Consider the following 14,626-nt stretch of genomic DNA (forward strand, 5'->3'; position numbering starts at 1 on the left):
ACGCATGACACCGGTCGATATATAGAAACGGCATGGAAGAGGATGGCAAGAACCTGCGCCGTGGCTGGACCACGGGAACCTGTGCGGCGGCGGCGAGCAAGGCTGCCTGCCTTGCCCTTCTTTCCGGCAGATTTCCGGACATAGTGGAAGTGACGCTGCCTGGCGGTCAACGCCCGAGCTTCACGCTGGCAATGGAAGAGCGGGGAGAGGGGTTCGCCAAAGCTGGCATCATCAAAGATGCGGGCGACGATCCGGACGTCACCCACGGTGCCCTGATCATGAGCACCGTGCGCCGTGGCGCTCCCGGCAGTGGCATCATCTTCAGGGCCGGCCGGGGTGTGGGAACGGTGACGCGTCCCGGCCTGCCGCTGCCGCCGGGTGAGCCGTCCATCAATCCCGTGCCGCGCAAGATGATCACGCAGGCGATTTCCGAGGTGGCGGGTGACGAGGTGGATTTCGAGGTCGAGATTTCCTGTGCGGATGGCGAGAAGATCGCCGAAAAGACGCTGAACGGCCGGCTCGGCATCATGGGCGGCATCTCGATCCTCGGTACAACCGGGATCGTCATTCCCTTTTCCTGTTCGTCCTGGATCCATTCCATCTGGCGCGGCATCGATGTGGCGCGAGCGGCCGGTCTCGATCATGTGGCCGGCGCGACCGGCAATACGTCCGAAAGGGCCGTTCAGGCCCATCACGGCCTGCCGGAGATTGCACTGATCGACATGGGCGATTTTGTCGGCGGAATGCTCAAATATCTGCGTGACCACCCGGTGCCGAAGGTCACCATTGCCGGCGGCGTCGCCAAGATGACAAAGCTCGCCCAAGGCATGCTCGACGTGCATTCGAAACGCGGCCTCGCCGATCTCGAAGCCTTGGCGAAAGTCGCTGCCGATGCTGGAGCAGATGCCGAGGTCGTCGCCCGTCTTGCTTCGGCCAATATCGTTGCGCATGCTTTTTCGATTGCCACGGAAAGCGGTCTTCCTCTGGGAAACCGCATCGCGGCACTTGCCTGGAATACCGCCGCCAAAGTCCTCCACAGTCCCGAAATCGCGCTGGAAATCCTGGTCTTCGATCGGGAGGGCCAGCTGGTCGGCCAGACCCAGTTTACACCGTCCGATCATTCGGAACCCTTGCCCGTCTGATCATTGCCCGACTCGAGCCAGCCAGGCCGAAAGCGACGAACATAGTCTGCATTGTAAAGTCGGCTTTCGGCGAATTCGGTCGCTCCCAATGCCTTGCCGATAAAGATCAAGGCCGTGCGTTCTGCAGGTTCGGCGGCGAGCTTGGCCTCGATGTCGGCAAGCGTCCCCCGAATGATGCGTTCTTCGGGCCAGGAGGCGCGCACAACGACCGCCACCGGGCACTCCGGCCCATAGAGAGGCGTCAGCTCCGTGACGACCCTGTCTAGGGCATGGACGGCGAGATGGATAGCCAGCGTTGCACCGGTGGCGCCAAACGCTGCCAATGTCTCGCCTGCGGGCATTTTCGAGGCACGGCCAGAGACCCGGGTCAGCACAAGGCTCTGCGCGACCTCCGGGATCGTCAGCTCGCGCTTGAGCGCTGCTGCTGCTGCCGCGAAGGATGGCACACCCGGGGTTAGCGTGTAGTCTATGCCGTGTTTTTCCAGACGGCGGATCTGTTCGGCAACTGCGCTCCAGACTGAAAGATCGCCGGAATGCAGCCGTGCCACGTCCTTGCCCGCCTTATGGGCGGCGACATATTCCGCTTCTATCTCATCCAGCGAAAGCGAACCCGTATCGACTACCCGCGCCTCCTTCGGGCAATAGTCCAGCAGTTCCTTCGGCATTATGGAACCGGCATACAGACACACGGGTGATCGCGCCAGGATATCGCGGCCGCGTACGGTAATGAGGTCCGCGGCACCTGGTCCGGCGCCGATGAAATGTACCGTCATGCCTTTTCCTTCGTTGCCGCCAGCGCACAGGTAGCGCCATTGGCGATCAGCCGCGGGACGAGGATCTCCGATCGATCCCCGGCGACGGCCAGGGCGGCCGCTTCGGAGAGGCTGGAGGCAAGCGTCTTTGCTAAGCTATGGCGGGATACCGTTCGGGTGCGTGGTTCGGCCTGCAGCAGTGCGTCGTCGTCCACGATATGCAACGGCAAGCGCAATGTCTCCGCAAGCTCGAGGATGCCGGGCTCCTCCCGCTTGATCTCGCCGGTCGCCAATGCGGCCACAGATTCCCGTGAAATCCGCGCCGCTGCGCAGGCGGCGTCAAGCGCCGACAGGATTTCCTCCGCGGTGCTACCTTTACGGCAACCCAATCCCGCTACGATCATCGCTCTTACCCCTGCTTTATCCATGTCCATTGCGTCACCGGCATCGCCGGTTTCCACCCGTGCATCGCCCCGATCGGAGCCACTCGTGAAACGTCAATCCGAATAAGATTGCCGCCAAGGCGCGCGTGGATGCCGAGAAGCACGGTTTCCATTTCAAGCGTCACTGCATTGGCGACGAGCCGCCCTCCCGGCTTCAGGGACCCGATAGCCGCGTCGAGCACGCCGGATTCACTGCCGCCACCGCCGATAAAGACTGCATCGGGCGCAGGCAGGCCGTTCAGGGCATCCGGCGCTTTCCTTTCAACAACGTGCAAGCCGGGTACGCCGAAGGCGGATGCGTTCCTTTCGGCCCGTGCCGCTCGCTCCGCATTTGCCTCGATCGCGATTGCCCTCATCGAAGGATCGGCCAGCATCCATTCAATGCTGATCGAGCCTGAGCCGGCGCCGATGTCCCATAAAAGTTCGCCGCGTCGTGGCGCCAGTGCCGAAAGCGTCAGGGCCCGGACCTCGCGCTTGGTGATCTGCCCGTCATGCTCAAACAGAGCATCGTCCAGGCCAAAGGCGCGCGGCAGGATACGGGCGTCAGCTTCGGCCGCTACCTCCACTGCTACGACATTGAGAACGTTGATATCCTGCCATGCAAATTCATTTGCGCGGGCCGATCGAACACGCTCCGTCTCCCCACCGAGCGCTTCAAGGACCGTCATCCGGGAGCGACCGAAACCGGCCTTCGTCAGCAGTGCGGCCAGCTCTGCCGGTCCCTTCTCGTCCGATGTCAGCGCAATAATTCGCCGGCCGGGATGCAGAAGCGGCCGGATAAGATCGAGCGGGCGTCCGTGCAGGGATACTGTTTCGATCTCCTGCAGCGGCCAGCCAAGCCGAGAGGCTACGAGAGAAAACGCCGAAGGCGCCGGGTAAGTCACAAACTCCTCTGCCGGAACATGACGCGACAGGGTGGCGCCGACGCCGAAGAGGAAGGGATCGCCAGAGGAAAGAACACAGACTTTTTGGCCCCGAAGCGTCACAACGTCGAGCATGGCGGCATCAAAAGGGGTAGGCCATGGGCGTGCCTCGCCTGATATCGCGGCGGCTGCCAATTCCAGATGCCGCCTTCCGCCGAAAACGACGGACGCGGAAGAAACCGCGGCGCGGGCGTCTTCGCCGAGACCTTTCAAGCCTTCTTCGCCGATGCCGACGATGGACAGCCAGCGGCTTTGGTTTAAAGCTCTTTCTGCTGATTCAGGAGGCATCTTGTTACACTCCATCCTCATTCTCGGCGGCACGGCGGAGGCCAGAAAACTGGCCGAGAGGCTTGCCGGCGATACGCGCTTCATCACGACGTTGTCGCTTGCCGGCCGCACGCGCGCACCGGCCGAGCAGCCCGTTCCCGTTCGAGTGGGCGGTTTCGGCGGGGCCGAGGGCCTGGCCGCCTTCATCCGGGAAAACGGCGTCACCATCCTCATCGACGCCACCCATCCCTACGCCGCGCAAATTTCGCGAAATGCGGCCGAGGCCGCCCGGTTTGCGAATATACCGCTCATCGCGCTGCGGCGGCCTGCCTGGACGCGAGATGCCGGTGACCGCTGGATCGAGGTCGACAGCATCACAGGCGCCGTCGGGGCGTTGGGTGAGACGTCCCGCAAGGTGTTCCTCACTCTCGGCCGACAGGAATTGTCGCCATTCGAAACCGCGCCGCAGCACCACTATCTGATCCGCAGCGTCGATCCGGTGGAGCCGCCGCTCGATGTGCCCCATGCGATTTACCTCACGTCGCGCGGTCCTTTTGCGGAGGCCGACGAGGCGCTGCTGCTTGCAGAGCACGGGATCGAGATGATTGTCGCAAAGAACAGCGGCGGACCGTCGAGCTACGGCAAGATCGCAGCCGCCAGAAAACTCGGTATCGAGGTGATCATGGTCCGCCGCCCGGTCCTGCCGGACGTGCCGTCCGTCGAGACGATCGAGGATATGCTTGCCTGGCTCGATCATGCCCCGGCACCTTTGAAAAAACGGGGCGAGTAGACGAGCGGGCGCCGCCCGTCCCGTTCAATCAACTTCGTTTCTGCGGTCCCGACGATCACGCAGGTGGCCATGTCGGCCATTCCGCTTTCGGCCTGCGACAGGGGAACGATCCGGATTGCTTCGTCCGGGCGACCGGCGGCGCGTCCGAAAATAACCGACACTTCGCCGGGCAAATGGCGGCGAAGAAGCGCAAATGCGTCTCCGAGTTGGTGCGGCCGTGCCTTGCTGACGGGGTTATAGAAGGCCATGACGAAGCCCGCTTCCGCTGCTGCGATCAGGCGCTTTTCGATCACATCCCAGGGCTTCAGGTTATTGGAAAGCGAGATGGCGCAGAAATCGTGACCGAGCGGTGCCCCGGCCTTGGCGGCGACCGCCAGCATGGCGGTTATGCCGGGCACCACCGAAAAATCGATGTCGCGCCATTCGGCTGGTCCTTCGTCGATCGCCTCACAGACTGCGGCCGCCATGGCAAAAACACCCGGGTCGCCGCCGGAAACGACGCAGACCTTGCCGCCTTTCGCCGCCATTTCGAGGGCGGCGCGCGCACGGGCAAGTTCTTCCCGGTTGTCGGATGCGTGCCGTCGTTGATCGGCCCGAAGGTCGAGGCGATCGATATAGGGAAAATATCCGAAAAAATCCTCCGCATCCGCAACGGCCGCAAGCGCCTCCGGTGTCACCTGATCTGGATTTCCGGGGCCGAGGCCCACGACGGTTAATCTTCCGCTCATCGGTCCGCTCCCGGTCGCGTCTTCCAGCCGGGTACGAGGACGATGGAAAAATAGGGGGCAGGGCTCTGGTCGCGATCTTCAAGTTTCTGAGCCGCGCCGTTCGACATGGTGCCGCGCTCGACGTAAAGCGCGCCTGACAGCTTGCCGACCGATGCCAGCGCCCGGCGGATCTTCGGAAGGTTGCGCCCGACCTTCATGATCACCGCGCCGTCCGTGTCCTTCAGTCTCTCAACCAGTTTGTCTTCCGGCAATGTGCCGGGCAGCACACTCAAAATGTCATCGCCCTGGACAAGCGGCAGGCCAGTCATCGACCAGCAGCCGGACATGGCCGTGACGCCGGCGATCACCTCCGCCTGATATCGGCCGCTGAGCCGCACATGCAGGTGCATGTAGGAACCGTAAAATAGCGGATCCCCTTCGCTCAGCACGGCGACGTTCTTGCCAGCGTCGAGATGCGCGGCGATCTCTTCCGCCGAGCGATCGAAGAAATCTGCGATGGGGCCGCGGTAGTCCGCCTCGTCCTTGTTCGTTTCCACTGTGACCGGGTAAACCAGCGGCAGCTCCAATGTACCGGAGCGGATATGGGCCTCAACGATGGCACGACCGTTGCCTGTGCTGCCCTTTTTGCAAAAGAAGGCAATTACATCTGCCTCGTTGATGGCGCGGACCGCTTTCAGCGTCAGGAGTTCCGGATCGCCTGGCCCGGTGCCGACGCCGGTCAGTCTGCCCTTGAGGATCGCCGCGTTCAAAGCCCTGCCCTCGCGAGAGCGTTGACGCAGGCCGCCGTCATTGCCGAGCCGCCCATGCGGCCCCGCACCACAGCAAAAGGAATGCCGAGCGTCGATTCCATCAACGCTTCCTTGGATTCGGCGGCGCCCACGAAACCGACAGGCATGCCGATGATCGCAGCCGGGCGCGGCGCACCGGCATCCAGCATTTCGAGGAGGCGGAAAAGCGCGGTCGGCGCATTGCCGATCGCCACCAATGCGCCATCCATCTCGTCCCATAAATCGAGGGCCGCGGCAGACCGGGTATTGCTGATCGTTTTCGCCAGCTCGATCGTCCGGCTGTCGCGGAGCGTGCAGATCACCTCATTATGCGCGGGCAGACGGGCTCGGGTGATGCCGTGCGCCACCATTTCCGCATCACAGTAAATCGGCTTGCCCGCGTGCAGCGCCCCACGCGCCCGGGTGACGAAGTCCTTTGAAAAGCGGAAATGACCGGCCGCCTCCACCAGCCCGCAGGCGTGGATCATGCGCACCGCAATCTCTGCCTGATCGGGGGAAAACGACGAAAGGTCGGCCTCTTCGCGGATGATCGCAAAGGACTTTTCATAGATGGCGTCGCCTTCGCGGATGTAATCGTAACTGTTCATGGTCGTCCTGATATGGCAGCTGCGGCGAGCCGATCGGCCCCGAGCCGGGCTAGGCAAGCGGCGGAATTTTCCCCGGCACGCTTTTCCGATCTGACGAGATCGGCAAGGCGGCGAAGCGTGGCTTTGGTATCGGCAATTGTGATGTCGGCAACGGGCAAATCGGTTGCTTTGCCTTGGGCGATCAATGAAAGGCCTGCAAAGGTGCCGCAAAGGGCAAGCGCCGCCGGTTCCGGGTGGGCGCAGCCTTTCGGGCAACCCGAGATGTGCAGCTTGAATGATCCATCCAGCAGGTCGGAGCAGCCACGTGCCGTTTCTTCAGCCACATCGCGAGTGGCGATACTAGCCGACCGGCAGGCGGGACTGCCGGGGCAGGCGGCTATGTGAGCGCGCGGATCGGCCGCCGACGTGATGAAGCCGTTTTCGGCAGCGAATACTGCGAGGGCTTCGCATGCCGGGCGCTGGCCGAAAAACAGCAGGGAATGATCCAGAGCCGGCTTCAGGAATCGGACCCCGAGCCGCTCGGCTTCTACACAAAGCGCAATGACATCCTCGGCTTTCGATTGGGCAAAGGCAGGTCCGATCCCCACAGCATGGAGGCTGTCGGCCAGCACAAACAGGTCGAATGGAGAGGTGGTCGGGAGCTCGCCGTTGTCCCGCAGGAGGTTCGCCGCCAAATCTCGCCCTCTGGCTCCGTTCCCCATGGAAGCAAGTTTTCCAAGCAGATCGAGCGCCGCTGAAACAGCCTCGGCTTCGTCGAGCGTGGCCAAGACGCCAGCGGATGCTTCCGAACCACCGAGGAGGAGCTTCCAGCTGATATCATCGCCCATCTTCACCGCCACCAGGCGGATATCGGCCAGAAGATGGGAAAGCCGCAGCTGGCCGTGCCCATCCACAACGACCGACATTTTGGGCGCCAGTCCTGCGATATCGCGTGCACCTAGCCGAATAGCATCCGCAATCGGGCGCGGATCGGCGATCTCGGTGTCGTCCAGGCCGGCAAGAGGCGGAGTCTCCACCGCCAGTCCCTCGCGCAGCGGCAGGTTCAAGGCCCGCACGTCTGCGTCGAGCAAAGGTGCGGATGCCTCACTCAGCCCCCGGATTTGCAAGTTACCGCGGGCGGAAATATCCAGAATGCCGTTGCCATGAATGCGGGCAAGCCGGCAGAGATCGACCAGTTGCAGAGGCGATATCGCATCGGTCAGCGCTACACGGGCCAGCAAACCGTCGCCGGTCATCATCGGCGCGGAAAGCGCAGGGCAGGCACCGCGCCGCATGTGCAAAGTCGTGGGGTGGAGCGAGGGAGCTGTCATGCCACCTCCCTTGCGAGCATTTCGAGCTCCGCGTCCACGGCGTTGCGGCGCGGATGCCAAAGGCCCCGGCGAAGCGCAGAGCGAAACCGCTCGCCCATGTGGCGCAAGCCCTCCGGGTTTTGGCTGATCAGGAAATCACGAACCTTTTTATCCCCGATATAGGCGTCATAAGTTGCTTCTATCAGCGACTGCGGGATGGCATGGGTCGTTTCCGCAAAACCAATCAGCCGGTCCACAGTCTCCACCAATTCGGCCGCGCCCCGGGGGCCGTGCCGCATCTGGCCGGCGATGAACCGCGGGTTGACGGCGCGGGCACGGACCACGCGGGTCACGGCTTCGGAAATCGAACGGGCTTTCGGCTTCTGCGGGTCCGTCGTGTCGAGGGCTATAATGTCCGCCTTGCCGCCGAGCGCGGCGACCGCCGCGGAGAAGCCGCCGATGAAGGCGACATCGGCGGAACCGTCAAGCAGGTCGCGGCCAGGATCGTCGCCGGTGTGAACGAGGAGGTCCGCCGATCCCAATTGTTCGGCAAACTTTCCAGGCATCTGAAATGCATCACCTTCGGCGCCGCCGAAAGCGTGGCTGGTGGCATCGAGATAGATGCGTCCAAGCTCCTCGCGTTCAGCCCAGGCGCCGTCGGCAAGCTTTTCCTCGATGCCGGAACCATAAGTGCCGGGCGCCGAACCGAATATGCGCGGCGGCACCCGGCCAAGTTTCCGGGCCTCTTCGGCGAGCGGATTGTCGCCGGGCGCTTCTTCACGTGCGGCGATTGCCCGCATGGCGGCGTCGAGCAAAGCGATCAGCGCCGGGAACATGTCACGAAAGAGCCCGGAAATCCTGAGCGTCACGTCGATGCGCGGGCGACCGAGTATCGCCGGCGGCAAAACTTCGATGCCGGTTACGCGGCCGGTCGCTGTGTCCTGCACCGGCTTTGCGCCCATCAGGGCGAGCACCTGTGCCACTTCCTCGCCGCCGCTTCTGAGCGATGCGCTGCCCCAGAGATCGAAGACGAGGCTTTTCGGCCAATCGCCATGATCCTGAAGATAGCGTCTCAGGATTTCTTCGGCGGCGCGTTTGCCAAGCTCGAAGGCGGTCGGTGTGGGTAGCGTGCGGGGATCGCTGGCGAAAAGGTTGCGCCCGGTCGGCATCACATCAAGGCGGCCGCGCGCCGGGGCGCCGGATGGGCCGGGGCGGATGTGTGTTCCGTCCAGCGCATCGAGCAAGGCCTGGCGTTCGGCCGCGGCGCTCCGTATCCGCAACAGATCGTCATCGCCAGGTGCGACCTGCCCGAACACGTGCTGTCCATCCTTGATCGCAAAATCCTTGAGATCGCAAAGAAAAGCATCGATCCGGGTAAGGGCAGTGTCGGGATCGTCGTCGCGGGAAACGCCAGCCTCCGAAGCCAATCCCGTCTCGCGGGCGGTCTCGACGATCAGCTTTGCCAGCCGGTCGCGACGCCGCCGGTCCAAACCGTCCGCCTGCGCATATTCGTCGACGAGCAGTTCGAGCTTCTTCTGCTCGTCGGAAAGCCCGGCGCCGGTCAGCACCGGGGGCAGATGACCGACGGTGACCGCGGAAATCCGCCGTTTGGCCACTGCCGCCTCGCCAGGATTGGAAACGATGAAAGGATAGATGATCGGCAGGCTGCCGGTCACAAGTTCGGGAAAACAATCTTTCGACAATGCCACCGTTTTGCCGGGCAGCCATTCAAGTGTGCCATGCGCGCCGACATGGACGACCGCGTGAGCGCCGATCTCGTCCCGCATCCACTGGCCGAAGGCGATCAACGCGTGGCGAGGCGGAAGCTCGGGGTCGTGATAATCGGCGCGGCGATCTTTATTGCGCCCGCGGTCCGGCGCGAGTGCCACGGTGATGTTGCCGAAATGCGCGGCGCGGAAGCGGTAGGCCCCGTCTTCCACATCCTCATCCGTTTCAGGCAAACCCCAGGCGGCTTCGGAGGCGGTTGGCGAGCGGTAGGCGGTAAGCCGATAGGCGCCGGATTTCCCGACCAGCCGGTTCAGCAGGTCCCGTGCCGTCTCCGGAATGCTCGAGACATAGTAGCCGGCTAGGGAGAGCTGGTGCAGCATCGACAGCACGCTTTGCGGCACGTCGAGGCCGACGGCATACCCCGTTCGCCCCGGCGCGCTCGGGTAGTCCGGCAGCAGGATGACGATCTTGCGTTCCGTCCGGGCCGTCATTTTCAGGCGCAGAAAGGCGGAAATGCGATCGGCCACCTGTTCGACCCGATCCGGTTCCGGCTGGTTCACAAGATTTGCGGAATTGTCGCCGGCCTTGAAGGAGATTGCCCCGGCGAGGATGCGGCCGTCCAGTTCAGGCAAGACGACATGCATCGCGAGGTCCGCCGGGTTCAGGCCGCGCCGGCCTTCCGCCCAGCCCTCCCGCCGGGTCGTGGCGATCACGACCTGGAAGACTGGAACGCCGGCACGGTCAAACAGCGTCTCGCCCTGCTCGTCGGCGCTGCTGGCGAAGGCTGTGGTTGCGATGATCGCGGCCGGCTCTTGTTCCGCTATTGCCTGTTCCACAAAAGCCACCGCATCTGCATCCTTCAAACCGCTGACGAAGATCGGAACCGGCGCGAAACCGCGTGCAGCCAGCGCTTCGAACAGTGCATCGATCGGTGCCGCATCGTTGGCGAGCAGCATGGAGCGGTAGAACAGGATCGGCAGGCGCGGCGAGCCCGTCGCGGCGCTCGTCAACAATTCAGTCGCCTCGACGATGCCTTGCCCCGGTTTGTAAAATCCAGCCTTCGGCACGGGTGCCGCTTGCGTCAGCGCCTCGGTGTCGCCGGTTGCAAGCGCAGCCAACCGTCGCGCCAGAAGCCGCATGTTCTCCCGCCCACCCTCGCGAAAACAGGCGAGGATGCCGGCAAGCGTCTCTTCTGAAACCGTCGAGGCAGCGGCCAATCGGTCGTCGCGGATGCTGCATTCGCCCGGCAGCAACGCCAGCGCGATCTTATCGCGTCGCGCAAGCCGGGAAAGCTCTTCCACCCCATAGGCCCAACGGTCATAGCCGCCGAGGATGCGCACGAGAATGAGACGGGCATGCGCCGCCGTCCTCTCTATCCATAGATCGACGGACATCGGGTGCCGAAGATCGGAAAGATTGGCCAGCCGCAAGCTCGGCTGATCTGGGTGCCAAGCCGCAGCAATACCGTTCAGGTCGCTCCCGGAAAAGGACAGCACCACCACATCGGCCGGCGACTGGTTAAGGTCGACCGGTTCGATCAGGTCGTCGAGCGACGACGATGTGGTGGCGAGGATATGCATCCTTTTCTTCAGCCTCTATGCGGCCAGCATTCTTTCGATCGCTTCGCGGTCGATTCCCTTTTCACCGATCACCACGAGGCGGCTCTGTCGCGTTTCGCCGGGTGCCCAAGCGCGATCGAAATAGTGGTTCACGCGCGATCCTACCGCCTGGACCTGCAGGCGCATCGGCTTATCCGCGACTTCCACGAAGCCTTTTATGCGCAGAACGTTTTCCGCTTCCGCCGTCGCGGAGATGCGCGCCGCAAGTCCGTCGGCATCGGAAATGGCCGGCAGATCGACGACGAAACTGTCGAAATCATCGTGGTCGTGATCAAGCTCGTCGTCGTGATGGGTCTTGCGGTTTTCAATGTCGTCCTCCACGGCAAGGCCGAGGCCGATCAGCACGGCCGGGTCGATCGCGCCATTAGCCGCGGTTACGATCTTTACGGCCCGCGGCAGATGCGCAGAGACGCGGTCCCTTGCTGCGGCAAGCCCGACCGAGTCCAAAAGGTCCGTCTTGGTCAGCACGATCATGTCGGCGCAGGCCACCTGGTCTTCGAAGACCTCCTCGACCGGATCGTCGTGGTCGATCGAGCCATCCGCCTGGCGCTGAGCCTCGAGCGCTTCGTGATCGTCGGCCACCCGGCCTTCGGCGAGTGCGAGGCCGTCCACCACTGCAATCACCCCATCCACGGTCACCCGAGCTTTGACGTCCGGCCACTGGAAGGCCTGGACGAGGGGCTTCGGCAGAGCGAGGCCGGAGGTTTCGATGAGGATATGATCGACGCGCGGCTCGCGGGAAAGAATCTGGTCGATCGCCGGCACGAAGTCGTCTGCCACCGTGCAGCAGATGCAGCCGTTGGCAAGCTCGATGATATTGTCTTCCGGGCAGGTCTCAATACCGCAGCCCTTCAGCACCTCTCCGTCGATGCCGACATCGCCGAATTCGTTGACGATGATCGCCAGCCGCTTGCCATCCAGCTTTTCGATCAGGTTACGGATCAACGTGGTCTTGCCGGCGCCGAGGAATCCGGTAACGACGGTGCACGGAATGCGGTCGAAATTGACGCTCATGAAGGCATGTCCTCGTGATGATGAAAGGGTGGGATGCGGGCCGTCATGCCCTTGCCGCGCAGGCAGGCGGGACGGCCACGAAGGGGAAGGAAGCCACGCTCGTCTTCTGCGAGCATCATTGCGCCGGCGACGATATCGTCGACGTTCTCCAACGTCAGATGACCGAAGACATAGGACCAGCCGGACCGATGGTTGAAGGCGGCACTCGGGCTTTTTTCGCAATTGGCAAGGCAGGTCACCGGCTTGACTGCCAGCGGCTTGCCGGCGCTAGCTTCCTTCAGCGCAGCGATCATTTTCAGGCCCGGCCGGATATCCGGATCTGCTTCGTCACGGCAGTTCGTGCAGACGAAGATTGTCACGCCGATGTCGTCGGGATCGTCTTTTCGCTCGTCACTCATCATTCAGCCGCGTTACCGCCGGGTTCAAACAATCGGGGTGCGGAGCAGAAAAGCAAAGCTCGTCTGCCATGAATGACACGGCTTCCTCCGGAGCACCCCGCCCGGCGAAGCTTACAAATCCAACGGCAGGTCTCCTGGCTCGCGGGTCGCCGCCATTTGCCTGCCTTCCCGGATTATCCAGTGGCTCGGTGGCAATGGCTCGCCGCCTACAGTTGCGGGGGCAGCCGCGGCATTGAGCATAAAGCTCGCACCGCATTCTCTCTTAGCCCCTCCCGTTGCCAGAAAAGGACCGTTCCTTTCAACTACGCCCGGTCGCGACACCATGTCAATGCGTCGCAAAGGCGATTGCGAGGCTGGCGAATTCGTCTATAGTGGCCAAGCCTATGGTGCCCGAAAGGGTTTGAGGGAATGCGGTGTGACGGATTGTCGTCAAACCCGCGGCTGCCCCCGCAACTGTAAGCGGAAAGTCTTCGTCCATGAAGCCACTGGAAAATCCGGGAAGGCGGGCGTTAGGCGTTCGATCCGCGAGCCAGGAGACCTGCCGAGGCTGAAGACGAAATGGAACGGCCCTCGGGTGGAGGGCGAAAGGACGATACGATGGTTACGAATTCCGCTTCGATGGCAACGAGCGTTTCTGCTTCGAAGATTATTCCGCTTAGCATGACGGCCCTGCTTGGCTTGTTCATCGTCGGTTTCGTCGGCTTCTCCCACATGGAAGTCGTTCACAATGCCGCCCACGATTCGCGCCATTCCTTCGCTTTCCCCTGTCACTGAGGGAAAACTTTCCATGTCATTGTTTCGTAACATCGTCTTCACGGCGGTGATCGCCGGGCTATTGTCCGGATTGCTGCTCACGATCATGCAGAGCCTTTCCACCGTGCCGCTGATCCTGCAGGCCGAGGTATTTGAAAATGCCGGCGGTGGGGCAGGCCATAGCCACGATGTTCCGGCAGCGGGAGCAGCTAGTCCTGCCGACCACCACCATGACGAAGCGGCCTGGGCTCCAGCCGATGGCCTCGAACGCTTCATTTATACCGCCGCTGCCAATGCATTGTCGGCAATTGGTTTCGGGCTCGTTCTGGTCGCGGCTTCAGAGGCTCTTGGCGGCTTCAGGGGTTGGCGCGGCGGCCTGATGTTCGGCATTGCCGGCTTCCTCGCCGTCAGTCTCGCACCCGGTCTCGGCCTGCCGCCGGAATTGCCGGGCATGCCCGCTGCGGAACTTGGGCCTCGACAAATCTGGTGGATATCCACCGCCGTCTGCACTGCGGCTGCGCTTGGTCTCCTGGCTTACACGCGCTCGGCGATTTTTGCTGCCCTGGCGATCGGTCTGCTGATTGCTCCCCACCTGATCGGCGCGCCGCTGCCGCCGTCTCACGAGACGGTCGTGCCGGTCGAATTACACGCTCGCTTCGTCAACGCGGTTTATGCCACGAATCTGGTGTTCTGGGCCCTGCTTGGGGCAGCTTGCGGCATGCTTCGCGAGCGTTTTCACGCAGGCGAGGAGGCTTCTGCCGCATCTGCGGCAAAGCTCGCTTCACGGTGAAACAGGTCGACGAAAGCATAGCCGAGCGCCATCGCGCCAAGATGGCGAACCGCAAGGCGGTTCAGGACAAGGAAGTCGCGGAGAAGACCCTGGAAAAGGGCCTTCTCATCGTTCACACCGGCCCGGGTAAAGGCAAGTCCACCGCCGCTTTCGGGCTGGCGCTGCGCATGCTCGGCAACAACCGCCGAGTCGGCGTGGTGCAGTTCATCAAGGGCGCTTGGTCGACGGGCGAGCAGCCGGCGCTGGCGGTCTTCGGTGATCGCGTTGTCTGGCACACGATGGGCGAAGGCTTTACCTGGGAGACGCAGGACCTGAAACGCGATATCGCCGCCGCCGAAAAGGCTTGGGAAAAGGCGCTCGAGCTCATGGCTGACGAGACGATCGGCTTGATTATCCTGGACGAACTCAATATCGCGCTGCGCTATGATTACCTCGATCTCGACAAGGTCATTACGGAGCTGCAGTCGCGACGGCCGGACCTGCATGTCGTCGTCACCGGCCGAAATGCCAAACCAGCATTGATCGAGGTAGCCGACATGGTGACCGAGATGACGCTGGTGAAGCATCATTTCAAGGCGGGCGTAAAGGCTCAGGCCGGCATCGAGTTCTAGGCGC

At 62.8% G+C, this 14,626-nt stretch carries 15 protein-coding genes and 2 riboswitches; of the genes, 5 read left to right on the plus strand and 10 right to left on the minus strand.

The window, feature by feature from the left end; translation table 11 throughout:
- The first annotated feature begins 32 nt into the window (after window positions 1-32).
- A complete protein-coding gene (locus EDE05_RS15765) occupies window positions 33-1,142 on the plus strand; it encodes a cobalt-precorrin-5B (C(1))-methyltransferase (protein WP_132411133.1) in 1,110 nt (369 codons plus the stop codon).
- Here EDE05_RS15765 and cobM read toward each other — a convergent pair.
- Genes cobM through cbiE form a run of 3 tightly spaced genes read right to left on the minus strand, consistent with a single transcriptional unit; the run spans window position 1,118 to window position 3,548 of the window.
- Window positions 1,118-1,915: a precorrin-4 C(11)-methyltransferase gene (gene cobM, locus EDE05_RS15770; protein ID WP_134101928.1), complete on the minus strand. Its 798-nt coding sequence runs from the start codon at window positions 1,913-1,915 to the stop codon at window positions 1,118-1,120. The genes EDE05_RS15765 and cobM overlap by 25 nt on opposite strands.
- Window positions 1,912-2,328, minus strand: coding sequence for a cobalamin biosynthesis protein (locus EDE05_RS15775; RefSeq protein ID WP_132411137.1), 417 nt, complete (start codon window positions 2,326-2,328; stop codon window positions 1,912-1,914). Before EDE05_RS15775 ends, cobM begins: the two co-directional genes overlap by 4 nt.
- The gene (gene cbiE, locus EDE05_RS15780) at window positions 2,304-3,548 is read right to left on the minus strand and encodes a precorrin-6y C5,15-methyltransferase (decarboxylating) subunit CbiE (RefSeq protein WP_134101931.1); all 1,245 of its coding nucleotides are present in this window, start codon (window positions 3,546-3,548) and stop codon (window positions 2,304-2,306) included. The genes EDE05_RS15775 and cbiE overlap by 25 nt, the downstream gene beginning before the upstream one ends.
- Window position 3,549: 1 nt before the next feature.
- Between cbiE and EDE05_RS15785 the strand changes: the two genes are divergently transcribed.
- Window positions 3,550-4,317, plus strand: coding sequence for a cobalt-precorrin-6A reductase (locus tag EDE05_RS15785; RefSeq protein ID WP_132411141.1), 768 nt, complete (start codon window positions 3,550-3,552; stop codon window positions 4,315-4,317).
- Here EDE05_RS15785 and EDE05_RS15790 read toward each other — a convergent pair.
- The 7 genes from EDE05_RS15790 to EDE05_RS15820 are packed head-to-tail and all read right to left on the minus strand — an operon-like array spanning window position 4,281 to window position 12,468.
- Window positions 4,281-5,045 (minus strand): precorrin-3B C(17)-methyltransferase, encoded by a 765-nt coding sequence (locus EDE05_RS15790; protein ID WP_132411143.1) that lies wholly within the window; start codon window positions 5,043-5,045, stop codon window positions 4,281-4,283. The two genes, EDE05_RS15785 and EDE05_RS15790, sit on opposite strands and share 37 nt — an antisense overlap.
- Window positions 5,042-5,794: a precorrin-2 C(20)-methyltransferase gene (locus tag EDE05_RS15795; protein WP_105372109.1), complete on the minus strand. Its 753-nt coding sequence runs from the start codon at window positions 5,792-5,794 to the stop codon at window positions 5,042-5,044. The genes EDE05_RS15790 and EDE05_RS15795 overlap by 4 nt, the downstream gene beginning before the upstream one ends.
- Window positions 5,791-6,420, minus strand: a complete 630-nt coding sequence (locus tag EDE05_RS15800) for a precorrin-8X methylmutase (RefSeq protein WP_132411145.1) — start codon at window positions 6,418-6,420, stop codon at window positions 5,791-5,793. Before EDE05_RS15800 ends, EDE05_RS15795 begins: the two co-directional genes overlap by 4 nt.
- Entirely contained in the window at window positions 6,417-7,730 is a 1,314-nt protein-coding gene (gene cobG, locus EDE05_RS15805; RefSeq protein WP_134101934.1) for a precorrin-3B synthase, read from the minus strand. The genes EDE05_RS15800 and cobG overlap by 4 nt, the downstream gene beginning before the upstream one ends.
- Window positions 7,727-11,017 carry a cobaltochelatase subunit CobN gene (gene cobN, locus EDE05_RS15810; RefSeq protein ID WP_132411149.1) on the minus strand — a complete coding sequence of 1,097 codons (3,291 nt, stop codon included), beginning with the start codon at window positions 11,015-11,017 and terminating at the stop codon, window positions 7,727-7,729. The genes cobG and cobN overlap by 4 nt, the downstream gene beginning before the upstream one ends.
- Before the next feature lie 15 nt (window positions 11,018-11,032).
- Window positions 11,033-12,070, minus strand: coding sequence for a cobalamin biosynthesis protein CobW (cobW, locus tag EDE05_RS15815; RefSeq protein WP_132411151.1), 1,038 nt, complete (start codon window positions 12,068-12,070; stop codon window positions 11,033-11,035).
- Window positions 12,067-12,468, minus strand: coding sequence for a DUF1636 domain-containing protein (locus EDE05_RS15820; protein ID WP_165924176.1), 402 nt, complete (start codon window positions 12,466-12,468; stop codon window positions 12,067-12,069). Before EDE05_RS15820 ends, cobW begins: the two co-directional genes overlap by 4 nt.
- A 106-nt stretch (window positions 12,469-12,574) precedes the next feature.
- A riboswitch (cobalamin riboswitch) is annotated at window positions 12,575-12,777 on the minus strand.
- A 58-nt stretch (window positions 12,778-12,835) separates the two neighbouring features.
- A riboswitch (cobalamin riboswitch) is annotated at window positions 12,836-13,029 on the plus strand.
- Between the two features lie 36 nt (window positions 13,030-13,065).
- Between EDE05_RS15820 and EDE05_RS15825 the strand changes: the two genes are divergently transcribed.
- From EDE05_RS15825 to cobO, 3 genes are read left to right on the plus strand one after another with little or no spacing between them, the layout of a single operon-like run.
- Entirely contained in the window at window positions 13,066-13,242 is a 177-nt protein-coding gene (locus tag EDE05_RS15825) for a CbtB-domain containing protein (RefSeq protein WP_105372259.1), read from the plus strand.
- Between the two features lie 13 nt (window positions 13,243-13,255).
- The gene (locus EDE05_RS15830) at window positions 13,256-14,011 is read left to right on the plus strand and encodes a CbtA family protein (protein ID WP_132411155.1); all 756 of its coding nucleotides are present in this window, start codon (window positions 13,256-13,258) and stop codon (window positions 14,009-14,011) included.
- Window positions 14,008-14,622 carry a cob(I)yrinic acid a,c-diamide adenosyltransferase gene (gene cobO, locus EDE05_RS15835; protein WP_132411157.1) on the plus strand — a complete coding sequence of 205 codons (615 nt, stop codon included), beginning with the start codon at window positions 14,008-14,010 and terminating at the stop codon, window positions 14,620-14,622. Before EDE05_RS15830 ends, cobO begins: the two co-directional genes overlap by 4 nt.
- Window positions 14,623-14,626: the final 4 nt, after the last annotated feature.

The sequence above is a fragment of the Neorhizobium sp. R1-B genome (genome assembly GCF_004368875.1).
Classification (GTDB): Bacteria; Pseudomonadota; Alphaproteobacteria; order Rhizobiales; family Rhizobiaceae; genus Neorhizobium; species Neorhizobium huautlense.

What these genes read in the sequence shown, in the direction of transcription:
- EDE05_RS15775 (WP_132411137.1), bottom strand. Translation starts at nt 2,328, where the DNA reads ATGGACATGGATAAAGCAGGGGTAAGAGCGATGATCGTAGCGGGATTG.
- EDE05_RS15820 (WP_165924176.1), bottom strand. Translation starts at nt 12,468, where the DNA reads ATGAGTGACGAGCGAAAAGACGATCCCGACGACATCGGCGTGACAATC.
- cobG (WP_134101934.1), bottom strand. Translation starts at nt 7,730, where the DNA reads ATGACAGCTCCCTCGCTCCACCCCACGACTTTGCACATGCGGCGCGGT.
- EDE05_RS15790 (WP_132411143.1), bottom strand. Translation starts at nt 5,045, where the DNA reads ATGAGCGGAAGATTAACCGTCGTGGGCCTCGGCCCCGGAAATCCAGAT.
- EDE05_RS15830 (WP_132411155.1), top strand. Translation starts at nt 13,256, where the DNA reads ATGTCATTGTTTCGTAACATCGTCTTCACGGCGGTGATCGCCGGGCTA.
- cbiE (WP_134101931.1), bottom strand. Translation starts at nt 3,548, where the DNA reads ATGCCTCCTGAATCAGCAGAAAGAGCTTTAAACCAAAGCCGCTGGCTG.
- EDE05_RS15765 (WP_132411133.1), top strand. Translation starts at nt 33, where the DNA reads ATGGAAGAGGATGGCAAGAACCTGCGCCGTGGCTGGACCACGGGAACC.
- EDE05_RS15825 (WP_105372259.1), top strand. Translation starts at nt 13,066, where the DNA reads ATGGTTACGAATTCCGCTTCGATGGCAACGAGCGTTTCTGCTTCGAAG.
- EDE05_RS15800 (WP_132411145.1), bottom strand. Translation starts at nt 6,420, where the DNA reads ATGAACAGTTACGATTACATCCGCGAAGGCGACGCCATCTATGAAAAG.
- cobW (WP_132411151.1), bottom strand. Translation starts at nt 12,070, where the DNA reads ATGAGCGTCAATTTCGACCGCATTCCGTGCACCGTCGTTACCGGATTC.
- cobN (WP_132411149.1), bottom strand. Translation starts at nt 11,017, where the DNA reads ATGCATATCCTCGCCACCACATCGTCGTCGCTCGACGACCTGATCGAA.
- cobM (WP_134101928.1), bottom strand. Translation starts at nt 1,915, where the DNA reads ATGACGGTACATTTCATCGGCGCCGGACCAGGTGCCGCGGACCTCATT.